Annotated in this window: 18 protein-coding genes and 1 pseudogene; 15 read left to right on the forward strand and 4 right to left on the reverse strand. The window is 41.4% G+C overall.

The features are described 5' to 3' along the window. Positions 1-75: 75 nt before the first annotated feature. The 7 genes and pseudogenes from AS005_RS02435 to AS005_RS02465 form a co-directional block, all read left to right on the forward strand. Positions 76-466, forward strand: a pseudogene (locus tag AS005_RS02435) (redox-sensing transcriptional repressor Rex); the annotation flags it as partial. A gap of 123 nt (positions 467-589) precedes the next feature. After that, the gene (locus tag AS005_RS02440) at positions 590-2290 is read left to right on the forward strand and encodes a methyl-accepting chemotaxis protein (protein WP_101510092.1); all 1701 of its coding nucleotides are present in this window, start codon (positions 590-592) and stop codon (positions 2288-2290) included. 89 nt (positions 2291-2379) lie between these two features. After that, a complete protein-coding gene (glpK, locus tag AS005_RS02445) occupies positions 2380-3870 on the forward strand; it encodes a glycerol kinase GlpK (protein ID WP_101510093.1) in 1491 nt (496 codons plus the stop codon). A 143-nt stretch (positions 3871-4013) separates the two neighbouring features. Further along, positions 4014-5453 (forward strand): NAD(P)/FAD-dependent oxidoreductase, encoded by a 1440-nt coding sequence (locus AS005_RS02450; RefSeq protein WP_101510427.1) that lies wholly within the window; start codon positions 4014-4016, stop codon positions 5451-5453. Continuing rightward, entirely contained in the window at positions 5450-6661 is a 1212-nt protein-coding gene (locus tag AS005_RS02455; protein WP_101510094.1) for an NAD(P)/FAD-dependent oxidoreductase, read from the forward strand. Before AS005_RS02450 ends, AS005_RS02455 begins: the two co-directional genes overlap by 4 nt. Before the next feature lies 1 nt (position 6662). Further along, positions 6663-7079 carry a DUF1667 domain-containing protein gene (locus AS005_RS02460; RefSeq protein WP_101510095.1) on the forward strand — a complete coding sequence of 139 codons (417 nt, stop codon included), beginning with the start codon at positions 6663-6665 and terminating at the stop codon, positions 7077-7079. Next, positions 7030-7425, forward strand: a complete 396-nt coding sequence (locus AS005_RS02465) for a CoA-binding protein (RefSeq protein ID WP_101510096.1) — start codon at positions 7030-7032, stop codon at positions 7423-7425. Before AS005_RS02460 ends, AS005_RS02465 begins: the two co-directional genes overlap by 50 nt. Here the strand turns inward: AS005_RS02465 and AS005_RS02470 are convergent. From AS005_RS02470 to AS005_RS02485, 4 genes are read right to left on the reverse strand one after another with little or no spacing between them, the layout of a single operon-like run. After that, positions 7382-7912, reverse strand: a complete 531-nt coding sequence (locus AS005_RS02470) for a glycerol-3-phosphate responsive antiterminator (protein WP_101510097.1) — start codon at positions 7910-7912, stop codon at positions 7382-7384. The two genes, AS005_RS02465 and AS005_RS02470, sit on opposite strands and share 44 nt — an antisense overlap. Next, positions 7897-8679, reverse strand: coding sequence for a 16S rRNA (adenine(1518)-N(6)/adenine(1519)-N(6))-dimethyltransferase RsmA (gene rsmA, locus AS005_RS02475; RefSeq protein WP_101510098.1), 783 nt, complete (start codon positions 8677-8679; stop codon positions 7897-7899). The genes AS005_RS02470 and rsmA overlap by 16 nt, the downstream gene beginning before the upstream one ends. After that, positions 8676-10262 carry a glycoside hydrolase family 57 protein gene (locus tag AS005_RS02480; RefSeq protein ID WP_101510099.1) on the reverse strand — a complete coding sequence of 529 codons (1587 nt, stop codon included), beginning with the start codon at positions 10260-10262 and terminating at the stop codon, positions 8676-8678. Before AS005_RS02480 ends, rsmA begins: the two co-directional genes overlap by 4 nt. Positions 10263-10269: 7 nt before the next feature. Beyond that, on the reverse strand, positions 10270-11010 hold the full coding sequence (locus AS005_RS02485; RefSeq protein ID WP_101510100.1) for a DUF4912 domain-containing protein: 741 nt from the start codon (positions 11008-11010) through the stop codon (positions 10270-10272). A gap of 204 nt (positions 11011-11214) precedes the next feature. On the opposite strand from AS005_RS02485, the gene AS005_RS02490 reads away from it, so the two are divergent. The 8 genes from AS005_RS02490 to plsY are packed head-to-tail and all read left to right on the forward strand — an operon-like array spanning position 11215 to position 19022. After that, entirely contained in the window at positions 11215-11925 is a 711-nt protein-coding gene (locus tag AS005_RS02490) for a translation initiation factor eIF-2B (protein WP_233186208.1), read from the forward strand. Beyond that, positions 11919-13658 carry an aspartate--tRNA ligase gene (aspS, locus tag AS005_RS02495; RefSeq protein WP_101510101.1) on the forward strand — a complete coding sequence of 580 codons (1740 nt, stop codon included), beginning with the start codon at positions 11919-11921 and terminating at the stop codon, positions 13656-13658. Before AS005_RS02490 ends, aspS begins: the two co-directional genes overlap by 7 nt. A 1-nt stretch (position 13659) precedes the next feature. Beyond that, a complete protein-coding gene (locus tag AS005_RS02500) occupies positions 13660-13992 on the forward strand; it encodes an STAS domain-containing protein (protein WP_101510102.1) in 333 nt (110 codons plus the stop codon). A 1-nt stretch (position 13993) separates the two neighbouring features. Further along, on the forward strand, positions 13994-14656 hold the full coding sequence (gene cmk, locus AS005_RS02505; RefSeq protein WP_101510103.1) for a (d)CMP kinase: 663 nt from the start codon (positions 13994-13996) through the stop codon (positions 14654-14656). Further along, a complete protein-coding gene (gene ispH, locus AS005_RS02510) occupies positions 14653-15495 on the forward strand; it encodes a 4-hydroxy-3-methylbut-2-enyl diphosphate reductase (RefSeq protein ID WP_101510104.1) in 843 nt (280 codons plus the stop codon). The genes cmk and ispH overlap by 4 nt, the downstream gene beginning before the upstream one ends. After that, positions 15473-17104 carry a 30S ribosomal protein S1 gene (locus tag AS005_RS02515; protein WP_101510105.1) on the forward strand — a complete coding sequence of 544 codons (1632 nt, stop codon included), beginning with the start codon at positions 15473-15475 and terminating at the stop codon, positions 17102-17104. The genes ispH and AS005_RS02515 overlap by 23 nt, the downstream gene beginning before the upstream one ends. A 3-nt stretch (positions 17105-17107) precedes the next feature. Then, positions 17108-18427, forward strand: coding sequence for a ribosome biogenesis GTPase Der (der, locus tag AS005_RS02520; protein WP_101510106.1), 1320 nt, complete (start codon positions 17108-17110; stop codon positions 18425-18427). 4 nt (positions 18428-18431) lie between these two features. After that, positions 18432-19022: a glycerol-3-phosphate 1-O-acyltransferase PlsY gene (gene plsY / locus AS005_RS02525; RefSeq protein ID WP_101510107.1), complete on the forward strand. Its 591-nt coding sequence runs from the start codon at positions 18432-18434 to the stop codon at positions 19020-19022. Positions 19023-19026 lie beyond the last annotated feature (4 nt).

Raw genomic sequence — 19026 nt, forward strand, 5'->3', positions numbered from 1 at the left:
ACAACTTTCAAAAAAGTTCTGGATGAGTTGTCTGAAGATAAGTAATTTACCTCACTTTCCGAGGGCTACTTTCGGATGTACAGAAAAGTGTTGGGATCGGTGCAAAAATCTCATATCTCTTCCTACGAAATAGCGAAGTTTCTTGAATCAATCCCGATCTTGTAAGAAAGGATCTCTCTTATTTGAAATGTCAGGGGAAACCTCGTGTTGGATACGATGTTGAGGAATTGAGAAAAGAATTGAACGAAATTTTTGGAATTAACACCTTCACGAGCATGATCATAGTTGGAGCAAACGAACTGGTGAGAGCCCTTTTGACGCTCGATTTTTCACAAGTGGGAGTAAAAGTGGTCGTACTAATACTGAAAGGGAAAATGTTGGAAAATTCATAGGAGAATTTGTTGCAAGGGAATTAGATGTGCTCGAAAGAGTAGTAAAGAGATTCAATGTAGAGATAGCCACCTTACAATAAAGTGAAGAAGTAAGGAGTCTTTTGACAAATTCTGAAAGGACGTTTCTTTTTTATGTGGTACAATTCTTACTGTAATCTTAATGTATTCTTCATAACTCGGAGAAGGAGGGCTCAGACATGAGAAGCATCGCTTCCAAGGTCCTTTTGGTGGGTGTTGTGGTAGTGGTGGCGTTCATTACAGCACAGTATATACTTTTGAATACAACTGTTTACGAATCGATTATGAACGAGAAGAAAGAAAAAACAAAAAATCTCGTCGAGACTGCATACGGCATTTTGGAAAAAGCCTACGAGATGGAACAAAAAGGAGAACTCACGAGGGATCAAGCTAAAGACTTGGCAAAATCATTGATAGGAAAGATCAGATACGATGATGGCAACTACTTTTGGATCAATGATACCCACCCAAGAATGATTTTCCATCCTATCAAGCCTGAGTTGAACGGCCAAGATCTCAGTGATTACAAAGATCCCAATGGAGTTTATTTATTCAACGAAATGGTGAAAGTCGCACAGGAAAAGGGAGAAGGCTTTGTGGAATATCACTGGCCCAAACCAGGAAGCGACAAACCGCAACCTAAAGTATCTTATGTGAAACTTTTCAAACCTTGGAATTGGATCGTTGGAACGGGAATATACGTAGACGATGTGAAGACAACGGTAAATTCTCTCGTTTGGGAAGGTACATTGATAGTCATCATAATCGGTATTGTCGTGATCGGAGTTATTCTGTTCTACGGGAGAGTCCTTTCAAGAAAAACAAGAACGATCCTTTCTTCGATTGAAAAGGTTGCGAGTGGAGATCTTTCTGTTTCAGTCGATGTGAAATCAAAAGATGAATTTGGTATTATCGCAAAAAGTTTGAACGAAATGGTAGATAACCTGAGAAAAATCGTTTCTGAAATAGACGAATCTCAAGATGAAATTGAAAGAGTCTCAGAAGAGACGTTCGCGCTTTCACAACAAATGAGAGGAGCTCTTGAGGAAATCGCCAGAGCTTCCGAAACGATAAGTAAAGAAGTACAGAATGCGTCTGCCTCAATCGAAGAAGTTACATCCGGTTCGGAAGAAGTTTCTGCAAATTCCCAGAATATTTCGAAATTGATTCAGGAAATCTCGGAAAACGCGGACAACATAGCACATTTTGCAAAGAACGGACAAAAAGTTTTGGAAGATGCCGTGAAAAAAGTAGAGGATGTATCGGAGAACTCCAAAAATACAGCGGAAGTTATATTGGAAGTCACGGAAAACGCAAGAAATATAGAAGAGATCGTGAGGACGATCCAGGGAATAGCAGAACAAACGAATTTGCTTGCTCTGAACGCAGCAATAGAAGCAGCACGCGCAGGAGAAGCAGGTAGAGGATTCGCCGTAGTAGCGGATGAAATCAGAAAGCTTGCCGAGGAAAGCCAAAGAGCAACTGAGGAAATCAGCCAGATATTAGGTAGCATTCGAGAAGGTGTAGAAAGAACGAATGAGATGTCCAAAAAGAATGTGGAACTTACAAGTGTTGCACGAGATCTCGTAGAAGAATCGTACGAGAACTTCAACCAAATTGTGAACAAAATAGAAGATCTCGCCACACGCATTGAGGGAATAGCAGCGAGCGCTCAAGAACTCAGCGCTGCTTCTGAAGAGATGAGCAGTGCCCTCGATGCAGTGGCAAAGACGACAACAACTGTTGCGGACGAGATAGAAGAAGTGTCCACCAACATCATCGAACAGGAAAAAGCGGCGAAAAGAATAGCGGAAATAGGTGAAGAGTTGAGAAGATTATCGGGGGAATTGAAAAAAGACGTGGAAAAGTTTAAAGTTTAACCCAATCTCTGGTAAAATTTCCTTCAGAGAGTAGAGAGAACCCTGGGGATATTTCCCTGGGGTTTTTCACTTTTCCAGGAGGGATGAGGATGGCGTACATTCTTTCTCTCGATCAAGGGACAACAAGTTCAAGGGCCATCGTTTTTGATGAAAGAGGGAACATCCTTTCAAAGGTGAACAAAGAATTCAAGCAGATCTATCCTAAACCAGGATGGGTCGAACACGATCCGTTAGAAATCTGGGAATCACAACTTGAAGTCGCTAAAAAAGCTCTGGAAGAGGCAAACATCAAGCCAGAGGAAATAGCCGCGATAGGTATTACGAACCAGAGAGAAACTACCATCGTATGGGATAAAAACACTGGAAAGCCGGTATACAACGCCATTGTATGGCAGTGTAGAAGAACCGCTCCTATCTGTGACGAGTTAAAAGAGAAAGGATACTCAGATTTCATCCGTGAAAGAACTGGCCTTGTGATAGACGCCTACTTTTCCGGAACGAAAATCAAATGGATTCTCGACAATGTTGAAGGAATCAGGGAAAAGGCAAAAAAAGGTGAGGTTCTTTTTGGAAACGTTGATACATGGCTTATCTGGAATCTCACTGGCGGAAAAGTTCACGTCACAGATTACTCCAACGCCTCTAGAACCATGATTTTCAACATCCATAAACTTGATTGGGATGACGAGATTCTTGAGCTGTTGAATATTCCCAGAGCGATGCTCCCCCAGGTGATGCCATCGAGTTACATTTACGGTTACACAAGCAAAGAACTTTTCGGAGTCGAAATACCCATTGCAGGAGACGCGGGTGATCAACAGGCGGCTCTCTTCGGTCAAGCATGTTTCCAACCTGGAATGGTCAAAAACACCTATGGAACAGGATGTTTCCTTCTGATGAACACAGGAAAGAAGGCATACGAATCCAAAGAAGGACTCCTAACAACCATTGCTTGGGGTATAAAAGATGAAGTCTATTACGCTCTGGAGGGTAGTATATTCATAACAGGAGCAGCTGTCCAATGGCTTAGAGACGGTTTGAAAATCATATCGAATGCTGCAGAAACGGAAGAACTTGCTACAAAAGTTCCGGATAACGGAGGAGTGTATTTTGTGCCCGCTTTCGTCGGTCTAGGAGCACCCTATTGGGATATGTATGCAAGGGGTCTGATCATAGGTATCACCAGGGGGACAACAAAAGAACACATTGTCAGAGCCGTGCTGGAATCTATATCTTACCAGACAAGAGATGTTTTGGAAGTTATGGAAAAAGACACCAACATAAAAGTCGAAACTCTTCGAGTCGATGGAGGCGCTGTCGTGAACAACTTTTTGATGCAGTTCCAGTCGGATATACTCGGTGTCCCCGTTGAAAGACCTGTTGTGAACGAAACAACTGCTTTGGGTGCAGCGTACCTTGCAGGACTAGCTGTTGGCTACTGGAAAGATCAAAACGAAATCGCACAACTCTGGCAATTAGATAGGAGATTTGAACCCTCTATGTCTCAAGAAGAGAGAGAGAGGTTGTATTCAAGGTGGAAAGAAGCAGTTGCAAGAGCATTGGGTTGGGAAAAACGGTGATTATGTAACTGTTGACTACAAACCCCGAAGTCAACAAGTTGTGAAGAGCTGTGGAATTTAATATAATACAAGAGAGAAAGAGAGAGCCATGTCCCACAAAGTGGGATGTGGCTCTTTTTTCTTTGAAAGAGGAGGTGGAAACCTTGAGAGTGGTCGTTATAGGAGCAGGTGTTTTTGGATCTCTCATAGCAAGAGAGCTTACAAAGTACGACGTGGAAGTGATTCTCATCGAGAAAAATCTTGATGTAGGTTGGGGTGTTACGAAGGCAAACTCTGCCATTGTACACGCAGGATATGACGACCCACCTGGAAGTGTTCGTGCCCAGTTCTGTGCGAAAGGAAACATGATGTACGAAGATCTTTCTAAGGAATTGGATTTCGACTTCAAGAGAATTGGATCGTTCGTCGTTGCTTTTAACGAAGAAGAATTGGAGGAGTTAGAGAAACTCCTTAAACAAGGTGAGGAAAATGGTGTACCAGGGCTCACTATATTAGAAAGAGACGAAATATTGTCCATGGAACCAAATTTGAATCCAGAGATCAAGTACGCTTTGTACGCACCAACGGCAGGTATAACGGAACCATGGATGGTCGCCATTGCCGCTGTGGAAAACGGAGTGAAGAATGGATTAAAATTGATCCTCGGTGAAAAAGTGGTAGGATTCGTCAAATCTAATGGAAGGATAACTGAACTCATAACGAATAAATCTCATTATCATGCGGACGTAGTTATAAACTGTGCAGGTCTTCATGGAGACGAAATCTCGAAAATGGCTGGTGCGGAATACGTTCCCCTTCATCCCAGAAAAGGAGAATACATACTCCTTGACAAGAAGCTCCAAGGTCTGGTGAGGAGGGTTATATTCCCTACTCCAACAAAGATATCAAAAGGCATTCTCGTTCTTCCAACTGTAGATGGTGGCATATTGCTCGGACCAACTGCTGAAGATCTTCCAGAAGATATGAAAGATAGACCTATCACCACAAAAGAAGGCTTGGAAAAAGTCCGAGAATTCACCAAAAGACTCGTTCCATCTCTTGATTTCTCACTCACCGTGAAGACCTTTTCAGGACTCAGACCGGAGAGCCCTCAAAAAGACTTCTTCATAAAAGCCAGTGATACGGTAAAAAATTTTGTGAACGTCATCGCCACAAGATCTCCAGGACTCACAGCCGCTCCAGCTGTAGCGAAATACGTTGTAGAAGAGCTCATTCAAGAGAAAATGAAGCTCCCCTTAATCAAGAAGAAAGATTTCGATCCAACGAGAGAGAGAATACCACACTACTCGTCTCTTCCCATAGAAAAATGGCAGGAGGAAATAAAAAAAGATCCACGTGCAGGAAGACTAGTTTGTTTCTGCAATGAAGTTACAGAAAAAGAGATTGTGGAAGCAATAAGAAGAGGAGCAAGAACACTCGATGGAATAAAATTCAGAACCCGTGCAATGTTTGGAAGATGCCAGGGAGGTTTTTGCATGGTGAGAATCCTTAAAATACTCGAGAAAGAACTAGAAGTGGATATGTCTGAGATCAGAATGAAGTCGGAAAACAGTTGGGTTGTAGATGGGAAGGTGAGAGAATGAAGGTAGATGTGATGGTAATAGGGGCGGGAGCCGCCGGAATGGCAGCTGCTTTGAAAGCAAAAGAAGAGGGAGCAGAAGTTCTCCTTGTCGAACGAGATGAAAGAACTGGTGGCATTCTGAACCAATGTATACACAATGGATTTGGTCTCCACTATTTTAAGCAAGAACTCACAGGCCCAGAGTACGCAGAAAGATTCCAGGAAAAAATGGAAAAATTGGGAATAAAAGTCCTGACTAACGCTTACGTAAAGAGTGTTGGAAACAAAGAAGTAATCGTGGTTACAGAAAATGGTATTGAAGAGGTGAGGGTCAAAGCACTGGTGTATGCAACAGGAGCAAGGGAAAGACCCTTCGGAAATCTCATGATTCCTGGAGATAGACCCTCTGGGATATTCACGGCGGGTGTCGCTCAAAGACTCATAAACATAGAGAATCGCCTTCCAGGAAAAAGAGCTCTCATACTCGGCTCAGGAGATATAGGCCTTATCATGGCAAGAAGACTCACCCTTGAAGGAATGGAAGTTGTAGGGGTAGTCGAACGTCTTCCGTACGCCGGCGGGCTCCTCAGAAATGTGATCCAATGTCTTGAAGATTACAACATACCCCTCTATCTTTCCAGTACGGTGGTTGAAGTGAGAGGAAGAGAAAGACTGGAAGAAGTTGTCGTCGCAAAGGTGGACGAACAATATAGACCGATCCCTGGTACCGAAAAAATCTTTAAGGTGGATACACTTGTTCTTTCGGTGGGTCTCATTCCTCAAGTAGAACTAATAGAAAACTTAGTGATAAAGAATCTCACCTCCAAAGGTATAGCAACTTCCAATATAGGTCAAACCTCTGAGGATTGGATCTTTTCTGCAGGGAACTGTACCGTTATATTCGATCTCGTCGATTACGTCAGTTACGAAGGTGAAACTGCTGGTCGATACGCTGCCATGCTCGCAAAAGGTGAGATTTTCGACCATAGAATTCCCGTGAAACCCGGTAAAAACGTTATGGTGGTACATCCCACTTGGTACTCTCCAGTTGATAACCTTACTCTTTATCTGAGAGTGAAAAAACCAATGGAGAGAGGTAGGTTGATGGTGGGTACTTATGAAAAGGTGTTCGAAGATATCGTTCCAAGTGAAATGTTGAGAGTGAAAATTCCGGAAAAAAATATCACAGGACTCGATGAAATCGTGGTGTCCGTAGAGGAGGTGGATTGATATGTTCAAAAATGTTGTTTGCGTTCAATGTCCAATAGGGTGTAAAATTAAGGTAGAGCTAACTGATGATGGTCATATAAAATCTATAACGGGGAACAAATGTCCAAGAGGTCTTGAATACGCAAAAGACGAAATACAAGATCCCAAAAGAGTCGTTCCAACAAGTATAAGGGTGCTAAACGGCGAATTACCGCTCGCTTCTGTAAAAACGGACAAACCGATCCCGAAAAGATTCATTCCAGAGCTCATGAAGATTGTCAAAGAAGTAAAAGTAGAAGCACCGGTTAAAGCAGGTGACGTTGTTTTAAAAGACCTTTTTGGAACAGGAGCAAACCTTGTTGTAACAAGGACCGTAAGGAGGTTAGAAAATGGATCCCAAAAATTTCAAGAAAATCGCGCTGGTGGGGGCAACGGTTAATCCCAGAAAGTACGGAAACATCATATTGAAAGATCTAATATCGAAAGGATACGAAGTTTTACCGGTTAATCCCAAATACGAAGAAATAGAAGGATTGAAAGTGTACAAAAGTGTAGAAAAACTACCGAAGGATGTAGACGTAATAGTGTTCGTTGTTCCGCCGAACGTTGCCCTAGAAGAGACGAAAAAGGCCTATAAGTCTGGATTCAGAAAGTTTTGGTATCAACCGGGTGCATTTTCCTCGGATATAAAGGAATTTCTGAGTAATCTAAAAGATGTAGAATATTCAACTGAAAAATGCATCATGGTTGCAACGTCAGATTCCATAGGTTTCTTGAGCTTGTAGAGATCGCACTGACGTGTTTCAAAATTTCTTGGGCTTCCTGAACGGTTTCAACAAGCCCGGCGGCAATTATCGTTCTGCCGGGTAACTTTTTGGCCACTTTCGGTGCAACAAGCCCCGGCAGAATCTCCACAACGTCGGCGTCGAGAGATTCAATCTGCTCTACACCCCTTTCAACAGCTTTTGAATCAAGAGCAAAGAATCTGAGAACGGCTGGAATTCCTTTCCTTTTGGCAACCATGTAGTTTTTTGGTTTGATTGTGATGATACCGTCAGCACCAGATTTCTTTACGAACAAAACTGCTTCTTCTCCTTCCCCTAGACCTTCTACAAAATCCATATCCACGAAGACCGTTTTTTCTCTGTCTTTCAATATTTTTATGTGAAATTTTAAATTCAATATATCACTTTTTAAGAGAAATACGACGTTCGGTTTTACTTCCCCCAGCGCGTCCATATCCCAAATTGCTGCGATTACTCCTTTGAACATTCAATTCCCCTCCTCCACATTTCATAGAGTTTTATGATTTCTTCCGTTGAAAGTTGTTCGGCCCGCTTTGAAAGATCTACGCCTTCGAAAATCGAGATAAACGGTTTTAGATTGTTTTTAAGCGTTTTCCTTTTCTTGGCAAAAATCATGGAGACGAACTTTCTGAACTTCGAGTAACACAGATTGGTCTGTTTCCTTGTCATCTCGATAACCGTTGAATCTACCTCTGGGTTTGGTATAAAGTGAGATTTCGAGACATCAAAAAGTTTTCTGACTACGTAAAAGGCCTGAACAACAACGGAAAGATATCCAAACACCTTCTTTCCAGGCTGTGCTAAGATTCTTTCACCTACTTCTTTCTGAACCATGATGATACCTTTTTTAAACTCCAGCTCTATGATTCTTTCTATTATCGGTCCTGTTATGTTATAGGGGATGTTGGAAACGCATACTGCTCCTTTGGGAATATCCCTCGCTTCGAGAAAATTCTCATACTTTATTTCCACATTCGAATATTTCGAGAGTCTCTCTTCGAGAATAGGAGAAAGGGTTTTATCTATTTCGTATGCAATAACCCTCGCTCCAGTCTTTGCCAACTCTTCAGTTAATGTACCTGCACCGGCTCCGATCTCCACAACCAAATCTTCAGGAGTGATTTTCGCTTCTCTCACAATACGTCTTGCCACACGATCATCCGACAGAAAAACCTGCCCCAAGTGTTTTTTAAGCTTTATGTTATGTTTTTTCAAGTAATAAGATGTCTTCAAATGACATCCCTCGCCATAACTCTGAAATTTATCTCAGGAAATATGGCATCCACCCATTCGTAATACTCCAAGACTTTTTCGTTTATTCTCCCACTCACGAGCTGATCGTAAAGGTCCAAGAATCTTTTTATATGCAGCCTCGTTCTGTTCACTGCGTATTCCACACTAGTCCTCGTGGTCATTATGAACGCCCAATCGCTCGATTGAGCCAAAAAGAGCTCTCTCAGCATCTGATTCAGAACCCTTTCAACTAGAGGATCTGCACTATTGTAGAACTTTCTAGATAAATCAACCATCCTCTCTATCATTTCGTGAAGATGCCTGTAGATCCAATCGTTTGTCCCGTTCAACCAAGTTTCATAGTAACCTCCTGCTCCCCAACTGGAATCCGCTGGGGTTACTATCTGAACCTCTTCGAGACTGTCTACGACTTCAGAAGCGGTGACGAGCTTCAGAAGCCTGGATTCGTTTACAAGCTCAAAGAATCTTTTCAAGAATTGAACCCCTTCGAACCACCAATGTCCGAAAAGTTCCGCATCGAAAGGTGCCACGATAACAGGTTCTACATCCATCACATTCATCAGATTTTCAACTTGCCTCTCTTTCTTATGAAGAAAATCCCACGCGTGTTCTTCAACTGCTTCCATGGCCTCATCTATATCATAGTAATCCTTCTGCGAAACATCGAGGCTTTTTGAAGTGATTTTGTGATACTTTATTCCCGTGTTCACCCTCACACCCGAAGGATCTATATAATCTTTTATATAATCTAACTCTCTGTCGAAACCGATATCTCTGTAAAATTCTCGATACCTGGAATCTCCAGGATAGCCAACTGTTGCGCTCCACACTTGTTCACTGGACTCAGGGTCTCTTGCGAAAACGAACACTCCATTCGGTGTCATGACAGGTCGATAAACACCATATCTTGGCTGTTCATCGGCGAACCAAAACGCATGGGAATCAACGAAAAAGTATTCTAAGTTATTTTGCGCCAAGTAGAGATCCAACCCCTGATAGTACCCGCTTTCCGCTAACCAAATGCCCCTTGGATGTTGTCCCATATGCTTCTCGTAGTTCTTTACACCAACAGCTATTTGAGCATTCACCACTTCAGGATACATTTGGTACAACGGCAGGAAAGCATGAGTGGCGTTACAAGTTACTATTTCCAGCTTACCAGCCTTCTGATATTTTTTGAACCCTTCCAATATGTTCCCACCGTAAGAGCGAAACACGTCCAAAACTTTCTGAAAGTGCTCTCTGTAAAATTTTGCCATTTTGTGCTTTCTCGGATGCTCAGACTTCGTCCTTTCAATCTCTTTCTCTGAAAGTTCGATGAGCTTTTTCATGTGCCTTTCGTACTTCTCTTGCAAATCTTTGGAAGAAAGCATTTCCATCAATGGAGGGGTGATGGACATTGTGAGTCTGAAATCTTTTATTTCATCAAACATCATCAAAAGGGGTATGTAAGTTTCCGTTATCGCTTCAAAAAGCCATCTCTCCTCTAGAAAATGATCGTGTTCGGGGTGGTGAACATAGGGAAGATGAGCGTGAAGAAATATTAAAATTTTCCCTCGCATAAGAAGATTACCTCCCACTCCTGAAAATTTCCCACATTATCCCTTGGCCCGATGGATTACTTGGGGAAGTCACTCCCCTTAATTTCTCCACATGTTTTATGAGAGAACCTTCGGAAAGAACCACTCTTCTCTTTTTATCTTTCAGGCTGTACCATCTTTCTCTCGAAGAGGTTGACGGTGACGCTGCTGGCGTCCTTACCACGTTGGATCTCAGAACCGGAACGAATTTTCCCTCTTCATCAATGTATCCCATTTCTGAGAGATAGTCTGCTTTCGGCATAGGAACCTGAAAGTAAAAGTTGGCTGCTTCCAACGTTGCTTCATCGAGCCTGTATTCGAATATTCTGTGTGCGTTCGTGCCATCGAACCTTATGAAAGTCACATCGTAGAGTCTAATAATCGCTCTTCCCTCTTTTGACTTTTGTTTCATCATGTGGTATGTTTCTTTATCAAAATCCCAATAAGCGAATACAACGTAAGGATTAACAGGCATTAAAACGAGTTTGTTTTTGTTATAGGTTCTTGGAAGGGTTAGATCTACTTTGATCTCTTTCATCTTGGAAGGAGTGGTTCCAGAAGAAGCGCTTGTCACGCCTGAGAGATTTTCTATATGATCTCTTATGAGTTTTATTACTTCTTTCTTTTTCATAGCCTTCTTTACTCTGAGACCCAAACTCTTAGCAAATTTTTTTAACTCTTGTATCGTGGGGTTTGAATCTAGCCATTTCAATATTTCGTTTTTTTTCATCATTTCACCTCCGTGTTAATCTCTGTTTTAGAAAATTATAACACTAGTGAACTAGGTTGTAAACACAAGATTTTTGAAGATTTTTTGTGTTAATTTCAAATAATTTTAGATAAAAAGCTCTTACAGAGAAAAAACGCTCCTTACAATAAATATTTTTTGAATGAGAAGAAAATTGGGATACAATATTCATAGAGGTGAAATAAGGTGCGAAGAGTTTCAGATTTCTTATATCGAATGAACGTCGAAGGTTCTCAAGAAGTACAAGAATCACTTCTTGATTTCATTGAGAAGAATCATGAAAAACTACTTCCAAACGAAATAGTGAAGGATATAAGAAACTTTTGTGCGAGAAAACCTATGGCAGTTCTAGAAAAAGTCGCTTCTTTTTTAGAAAAGAATCCTTCTAAAGAAGAATTGAAAAAATTCAGAATGTCTATCAAAGCTTCTTTCAATCGAACAGTTGAATACGCTGCTTCTTTCTTCAAGAGCAAGAAGATACTCACTTTGAGCAACAGTAAAACTCTTTTTCAAGTCTTTCTCAAAGCAAAGCCCCTATTTGTGTTCGTTCTAGAATCACGTCCCGGTGGAGAGGGAAAAGTACTGGTACAATCTTTACAGAAAGAAGGGATAAGAGCTGAAGTAATCGATGATCTTCTCGCGTACAAAATTTTGAAAAAAGTAGATCTGTGTGCTGTGGGAGCGGATTACGTGGACGAAAGCGGTAACGTTTTGAACAAGATAGGTTCCTCAGTTCTTGCGGTTCTCTGTAGAGAGCTTAAGAAACCTTTCTTAGTGATAGCGGATCCTTATAAATTTGGATCCAGAGCACTTGAAGATACTGATGTATTCGAAGTAGTACCATCGTATTTAATAACTGCTATTATAACCGATCCTGAAGGAGGGACAACATGTTGAGAACCCATACATGTGGCGAGCTCAGAGTGCGGGACGAAGGAAAACATGTGAAACTTTGTGGTTGGGTGGATCGAATCAGAGATCTCGGCGGTGTAAGATTCGTAGATCTAAGAGATAGGTATGGGGAAACACAGATTGTTTGCGATGTGAACAGCAAAGCCTACGAAGTAATAGATGATCTCACACGCGAATCCGTTATTCTGGTTGAAGGGACGGTAAGAAAAAGACCGAAAGGAACAGAGAATCCCAATATTTCCACCGGTGAGATAGAAGTCGTTGCTGAAAAAATAGAGATTCTTTCTGCGGCTCAACCTCTTCCTTTCTATCCCAATGAAAATCCGAAAGAAGAAATGAGACTCAAGTACCGTTACATAGACCTGAGATCGAAAAGAATGCAAAACAACATAATTTTGAGATACAAAGTGACCAGAACTATAAGAAACTATTTCGATGAATTGGGCTTTCTGGAAATAGAAACACCTTTTCTTACGAAGAGTACTCCGGAAGGGGCAAGAGACTTCCTCGTCCCTTCCAGACTCAGGCCAGGCAAGTTTTATGCCTTACCTCAGTCTCCACAGTTGTTCAAACAACTTCTCATGATTTCAGGATTCGATAGATATTTTCAAATAGTAAGATGTTTCAGAGATGAAGATCTGAGAGCAGATAGACAACCTGAGTTCACACAGGTTGATGTGGAAATGTCCTTCGTCGATGTGGAGGATGTGCTCTCTGTGAGTGAAGGAATGATAGCACGAGTTTTCAAAGAGGTCTTAGACGTGGATCTTTCTCTTCCGTTTGACAGGCTGCGCTACCACGAAGCAATGGAGAAGTACGGAACGGATAAACCAGACAGAAGATACGGTATGGAACTTCAAGACTTCGGCAATGCTTTCGAAGGAACGGACTTCAAAGTAATAAGAAAGGTTTTAGAAGAAGGTGGAAGCGTTAAAGGTTTCGTGGTGCCGAATTTTGCCCCTGAGATGAGCAGAAAAAGAGGAGACGAGTTAATGGAAAGAGCTAAAGAATTGGGACTTGGAGGACTTCTTTGGTTTAAAATCGAAAACGGACTCTCTTCACCTCACTTGAAACATCTCGAATCCGAATTCAAAACAATAGCAGAAAAAGCTGGAATGAAAGAAGGAGATGTTTGTTTGATAGCAGCTCATAAAGATAGGGCTCTTCTCAACGAGGCACTCGGAACGCTCAGATTGGAAATCGGAAAGGAGCATTTCTCTCACTTGGCGAAAGGGTTCGACGTTCTCTGGGTGATCGATTTTCCATACTTCGAGTGGAGCGAAGAAGAGGAAAGGTTTGTTGCACGTCATCATCCTTTCACAATGCCTGTTGAAGAAACTTTGGATAGTGACCACACAAAGGTTCGTGCGAAGGCTTACGACATCGTTATAAACGGTTATGAAGTAGGAGGAGGGAGCATAAGAATACACAAAAGGGAAATACAAGAAAAGATTTTCCAGCTTCTTGGGATAAGCAAAGAGGAAGCACAGAATAAGTTCGGATTTTTCCTTGAAGCCTTCAAATACGGTGTGCCTCCTCACGGGGGAATTGCTTTTGGCTTAGACCGACTTGTAAGTATCATCACAGGTGAGAATTCCATAAGGGAAGTCATTCCTTTTCCCAAAACAGGAAACGGTGTTTGTCTCCTAACTGGAGCTCCTTCAGAGGTCGACGAGAAGCAGCTCAAAGAACTCAGAATACGTGTAGAGGAGGGATAAGATGGATGGGTTAAAGCTTGAGAGAATAGAAGAGGATGACAAAATAGTTGTAAGAGTCTACGGTGAGATCGATGCTTACAACTCCTCAGAATTGAAAGAGCAATTGAGAAATCTAGTTTCATCAACCGAGAAAAAGAAGATCGTTTTGGACCTTTCTTCTGTTTCGTACATGGACAGTGCTGGACTCGGTACTTTGGTTGTGATTCTGAAAGATGCAAAGATCAACGGAAAAGAATTTATCCTCAGCTCCTTGAAAGAGAGTATAATGAGAATTTTCAAACTCACACATTTAGACAAAATCTTCAAAATTACTGACACCGCGGAGGAGGCTTGATATGGGTTTTCAAATAGCAATCGATGGACCCGCTGCCTCAGGAAAATCCACAATTGCGAAACTGTTGGCGATGAGATTGGGATTCGAGCATTTGAATACTGGTGCAACGTATCGTGCTGTCGCTGTTTACTTGAAAGAAAAAGGTTTGACACCCTCTTCTTCCCAAAAAAAATTGGAGGAACTCCTTAGAAATTTGAAAGTGGATTACAAAAACGGTAGAGTTTTTGTAAACGGAGTCGATTACACAGAAAAGATACAAAGCCCAGAGGCTGGAATTCTTGCTTCTAGTTTTGCGAAATTGGAGGTTGTAAGGAAACATCTTGTCAGAATTCAGAGAGAAATTTGTGACGATAAGAATATCGTGGTCGAAGGAAGGGATATTGGAACCGTTGTGCTACCCAAAGCAGCGCTGAAGATTTTTCTCACAGCATCACTCGATGCTCGTGTTGAAAGAAAGTTGAAAGAATACAGAAAAAGAGGTTTGAATGTTAAGAGAGAAGAGGTAGAAAGAGAGCTCATAGCTAGGGATGAGCAAGATTCTAAAAGGAGTGTGGCACCGCTGAAACCAGCGGAAGATGCTGTAATAATAGATACAACGGACATGACCGTAGAAGAGGTACTACAAAAGATCCAAAAACTCGTTGAGGAGAGGATGAAGTCTTGAAGATCATTGTCGCCAAAAGTATGGGATTTTGCTTTGGAGTGGAAAAAGCGATAAAAACAGTAGAAGAACTTTTGAACAACGGAAAAAAAGTTATAACAGATGGAGAAATAGTTCACAACAAACATGTGATGAACCATTTAATCGAGAAGGGATTGAGAATCGTGTCAAAAATATCAAAAGATGCTGACGCAGTATTCGCTGTTAGAGCACATGGAATACCAAAAGATAAATTGGAACAGCTCAAGAGGAACTATTCAAAAGTTGTAGATCTCACTTGTCCCATTGTACACCGACTTTTCAAAACTGCTCAAGAATATTCTTCAAAAGGAAAAATCATTGTTTTTGGGAAGGAAAATCATCCTGAGATGATCGCTCTAAAAGGTTATACTCCTGCGATAGTAACGAAGAAACCTTTCAGAACAACCGAAAAGAAAGTAGTTTTTCTTTCACAAACCACTTCTTCTATCGAAGAATACAAGAAATTCGTTGCAGAAATGATAAAAATGAACGATTTCGAAGAAGTCATCTATCTGAACACCATATGTCCTGTGACAATCGAACGAGAGAAGGAAATAGAAAAACTCTCAAAGATCTGTGACGTTTGTATTGTCATCGGCGGAAAACACAGTTCCAACACGGGGAAACTTTTTCAAATTGCGTCCAACAACACCAAGACCCTTTGGATAGAATCTCAAGATGAACTACCGAACGACGTAGTAAAATATGGTACGGTGTGTGTCTTCAGTGGGACTTCCACACCTATTTCTCTGATAGAAGATGTGATCAGAAAATTAAAAGAGATGGAGGGGAAGGATCATGGAACCAATGGAATTCAATGATGAGATTCTCGATCAATACGAACCCGAAGAGTTTAAGAGGGGGGACACGGTAAAAGGAACTGTTGTTGGTAAAGAAGAAGATGGTATTGTAGTGGATTTTGGTGGAAAAAGTGAAGGGTTTGTGCCTGAAAATGAACTCCTCAAACCAATAACCGAGTATAAAATTGGAGACGTTCTCGTTCTTCAAATACTGAAACTAAATTATGAGGAAAGATCCATATTATCTGAAAGACGTCCTGTTTTCAAAAATACCTTAGAGGAATTGAAAAAGGCTTATGAAGAAAAAAGTATCGTTAAAGCCAGAGTAGTGTCTCAAGTGAAAGGAGGATACACTGTCCTTCTCAAAGGAGTTGTTCCTGCCTTTCTTCCGGGTTCTCATTCGCTTTTGAAGAGAGATGAACCCCTTCCTCAAAAAGAAGTGGATGTTATCATACTCGATATGGTACAAACGCGGCGGGGAGTGAAGATCATTGTCTCGAGAAAAGCAGTACGAGACAAAAAAATCGAACAATTTTTTTCAGAGAAAAAGGTAGGAGACACTTTAGAATGCGAAGTGAGAAGGATCCATCAATCAGGAGTAGAAGTTGAGGTCCCAGGAGGGATAAGAGGTTTTATCCCAAGAAGCGAGTTGAGTTATGACGCAAAAGCACTTCCGGAGGATATCTTACAAACTGGTCAAAGCATAATGGCAAAGATCATAAGAATGGACAAAGACAAGAAAAATGTTATTCTTAGCCTGAAACAACTCATGCCAGATCCTTGGAATAAGATAGAGGAAAAATATCCAATCGGAAAAATAGTGACCGGTGAGGTTGTATCGATTCATCCGTTTGGATTCTTTGTGAGACTCGAACCCGGTGTAGAAGGTCTCGTACCTCGTTCAGAGGTGTTTTGGGGAAACACCAGAAAGAGTTTAGAAGACGTTGTAAAAGTAGGCGATTTGGTAAAAGTGGAAGTCATTGATTTAGATAAAGAAAATAGAAAACTCACTTTGAGTTATAGGAAAGCCAAAGGAGATCCTTGGGAAAATATAGAAGATAAATATTATATTGGTAATGTTACGACCGGGAAAGTCGTTGGTGTTGTGAGAAAAGGCATTTTCGTGGAGTTGGAAGAAGGAATAGAAGGGTTTGTTCCCATCCTCGAAATTTCATGGGAAAGGATCGATAATCCTGAGGAAATTGTGAAAATTGGCGAAAAGGTGAAAGTTAAGATAATGAACATAGATAAAGAAAACAGAAGAATTTCTCTCAGCATGAAGAGAACCCAGGAGAATCCTTGGGAACGTGCTTTAAGAGAACTAGAGAGAGATTCTATCGTCAAAGGTGTCGTGAAAAAAGTGGTGAACTCTGGTGCAGTTGTACGAGTCGAAGGATACGACGTGGAGGGCTTTGTACCAAACAGCCATCTGGTCAGTGAACCAAAGGAAGGAGAAACACTGAATTTGGTCGTTTTGAGAATCGATCCAGACGAGATTTTCGGTGGTAGGATGTTGTTGAGTGAGAAAAGATACGAAGAGCGTATGAATATAGAAGAGTACAAGAAAAAAGTGGAGAAAGAAAAGGCTCAAAAATCCCTAGGTGAATTGTTGGAGAAGAATGGAGAGTGAAGTATGGCAACTGTTTTAATAGTTGGTAAGCCCAACGTTGGCAAGTCAACTCTTTTTAATAAGTTAGTGAGAAAGAAAAAAGCGATCGTTGAAGATGAGGAAGGGGTCACTCGTGACCCCGTTCAAGACACTGTAGAATGGTATGGTAAATCTTTCAGACTAGTTGACACTTGTGGTGTGTTCGATAAACCACAGGATATTATTTCCAAAAAGATGAAAGAAGTTACACTGAATATGGTTAGAGAAGCGGATCTCGTTTTATTCGTCGTCGACGGAAAGACTGGTATAACGAAGGAAGACGAATCACTTGCAGAATTTCTGAGAAAATCACAAGTTGATGTACTCTTAGTGGCGAACAAAGCTGAAAACATCTGGAAATTTGAAAAAGAAGTAAAACCAGAGCTTTGCAGTTTGGGGTTTGGTGATCCTCTCCCCGTTTCTGCGGAACATAATGTAAATCTTGACATTTTAATTGAAACTGTCATAAAAAGGCTAGAAGAAAAAGGCATTGATTTAACTCCTAAACCAGAAATCGCAGATGCGATAAAAGTGGCCATTGTCGGAAGACCCAACGTTGGGAAATCCAGTCTTTTCAACGCCATCCTTAACAAAGAACGTGCCCTCGTTTCACCGATACCAGGTACAACGAGGGACCCTGTGGATGACGAAGTGCTCATTGATGGAAGGAAATATGTCTTCGTAGACACTGCTGGTTTGAGAAGAAAGTCTAGGATAGAACCAAGGACTGTTGAAAAATACAGTACCTATCGAGTCGTAGATAGCATAGAGAGAGCAGACGTTGTCATAATTGTCCTCGACGCTACTCAAGGTATCACAAGACAAGATCAAAGAATAGCAGGATTGGCTGAAAGAAGGGGAAAAGCTAGTGTTGTTGTATTCAACAAATGGGATCTCGTGGAACATAGGGAAAAAAGATACGACGAATTCACGAAACTTTTCAAAGAAAAGCTCTATTTCATCGATTACAGCCCCCTTCTTTTCACATCCGCAAATAAAGGTTGGGGCGTGGATAAGATCTTAGACGCCATCAACACAGCCTACTCTTCTTATACCACAAAAGTCCCATCAAGCGCCCTGAATTCAGCTCTTCAGAAAGTGTTAGCTTTCACGAATCTTCCGAAGGGCCTCAAAATCTTTTTTGGACTTCAAGTCGATGTGAAACCACCTACTTTCTTGTTTTTTGTGAACAACACGGAAAAAATCAAAAATCCGCAGAAGGTATTTCTTAGGAGATTAATCAGAGATTACGTCTTTTCGTTTGAAGGATCCCCAATATTCCTGAAATTCAAAAAGAGTAGGTGATATCGTGGAATGGTGGCTTTTCCCTTTAATTGGTTATCTTGTAGGTTCGATACCTTTCAGTTATTTGATACCCAAATGGTTGAAAGGCATTGACATAAGAAAGATTGGAAGTGGAAACGTTGGAGCAACAAATGCGATAAGAACCACGGGTCCAGCTATTGGTGGTCTATGTCTCCTGCTTGACGCCCTGAAAGGATTCTTCCCTGTATTTTTGACTGGGATTGTCTCCGAGGATCCAAAAATCATTTCTCTCACGGCAATATTCACGGTTTTAGGCCACGATTTCCCCGTATTTATGAGGTTCAAAGGGGGAAAAGGTGTTGCGTCAACTCTCGGTATAATCTTTTATCTAGCATGGCCTGTTGGTCTCGTATTCACTTCAGTGTGGATCCTTATAGTGTCTTTCACGAGATATGCTTCCCTCGGTTCCCTCGTTGGCCTCTACATCTCAGCACTTTTGGGATTTTTCTTCAGAGGATATGACACAGGTATGCTAATACTCATCCTCGCAGTTCTCTCTACTTTGAGACATTCCGAAAACATACGAAGACTTCTGAATGGAACGGAAAGAAAAGTGAGCTTGTTCAAGAGGTGAAACT

The sequence above is a fragment of the Thermotoga sp. KOL6 genome (genome assembly GCF_002866025.1).
GTDB lineage: Bacteria > Thermotogota > Thermotogae > Thermotogales > Thermotogaceae > Thermotoga.

Coding starts and splice junctions, on each gene's coding strand:
- aspS (WP_101510101.1), top strand. CDS start 11,919: ATGTTGAGAACCCATACATGTGGCGAGCTCAGAGTGCGGGACGAAGGA.
- AS005_RS02470 (WP_101510097.1), bottom strand. CDS start 7,912: ATGTTCAAAGGAGTAATCGCAGCAATTTGGGATATGGACGCGCTGGGG.
- glpK (WP_101510093.1), top strand. CDS start 2,380: ATGGCGTACATTCTTTCTCTCGATCAAGGGACAACAAGTTCAAGGGCC.
- cmk (WP_101510103.1), top strand. CDS start 13,994: ATGGGTTTTCAAATAGCAATCGATGGACCCGCTGCCTCAGGAAAATCC.
- AS005_RS02500 (WP_101510102.1), top strand. CDS start 13,660: ATGGATGGGTTAAAGCTTGAGAGAATAGAAGAGGATGACAAAATAGTT.
- AS005_RS02460 (WP_101510095.1), top strand. CDS start 6,663: ATGTTCAAAAATGTTGTTTGCGTTCAATGTCCAATAGGGTGTAAAATT.
- der (WP_101510106.1), top strand. CDS start 17,108: ATGGCAACTGTTTTAATAGTTGGTAAGCCCAACGTTGGCAAGTCAACT.
- AS005_RS02455 (WP_101510094.1), top strand. CDS start 5,450: ATGAAGGTAGATGTGATGGTAATAGGGGCGGGAGCCGCCGGAATGGCA.
- AS005_RS02465 (WP_101510096.1), top strand. CDS start 7,030: ATGGATCCCAAAAATTTCAAGAAAATCGCGCTGGTGGGGGCAACGGTT.
- AS005_RS02485 (WP_101510100.1), bottom strand. CDS start 11,010: ATGAAAAAAAACGAAATATTGAAATGGCTAGATTCAAACCCCACGATA.
- AS005_RS02515 (WP_101510105.1), top strand. CDS start 15,473: ATGGAACCAATGGAATTCAATGATGAGATTCTCGATCAATACGAACCC.
- AS005_RS02440 (WP_101510092.1), top strand. CDS start 590: ATGAGAAGCATCGCTTCCAAGGTCCTTTTGGTGGGTGTTGTGGTAGTG.
- AS005_RS02480 (WP_101510099.1), bottom strand. CDS start 10,262: ATGCGAGGGAAAATTTTAATATTTCTTCACGCTCATCTTCCCTATGTT.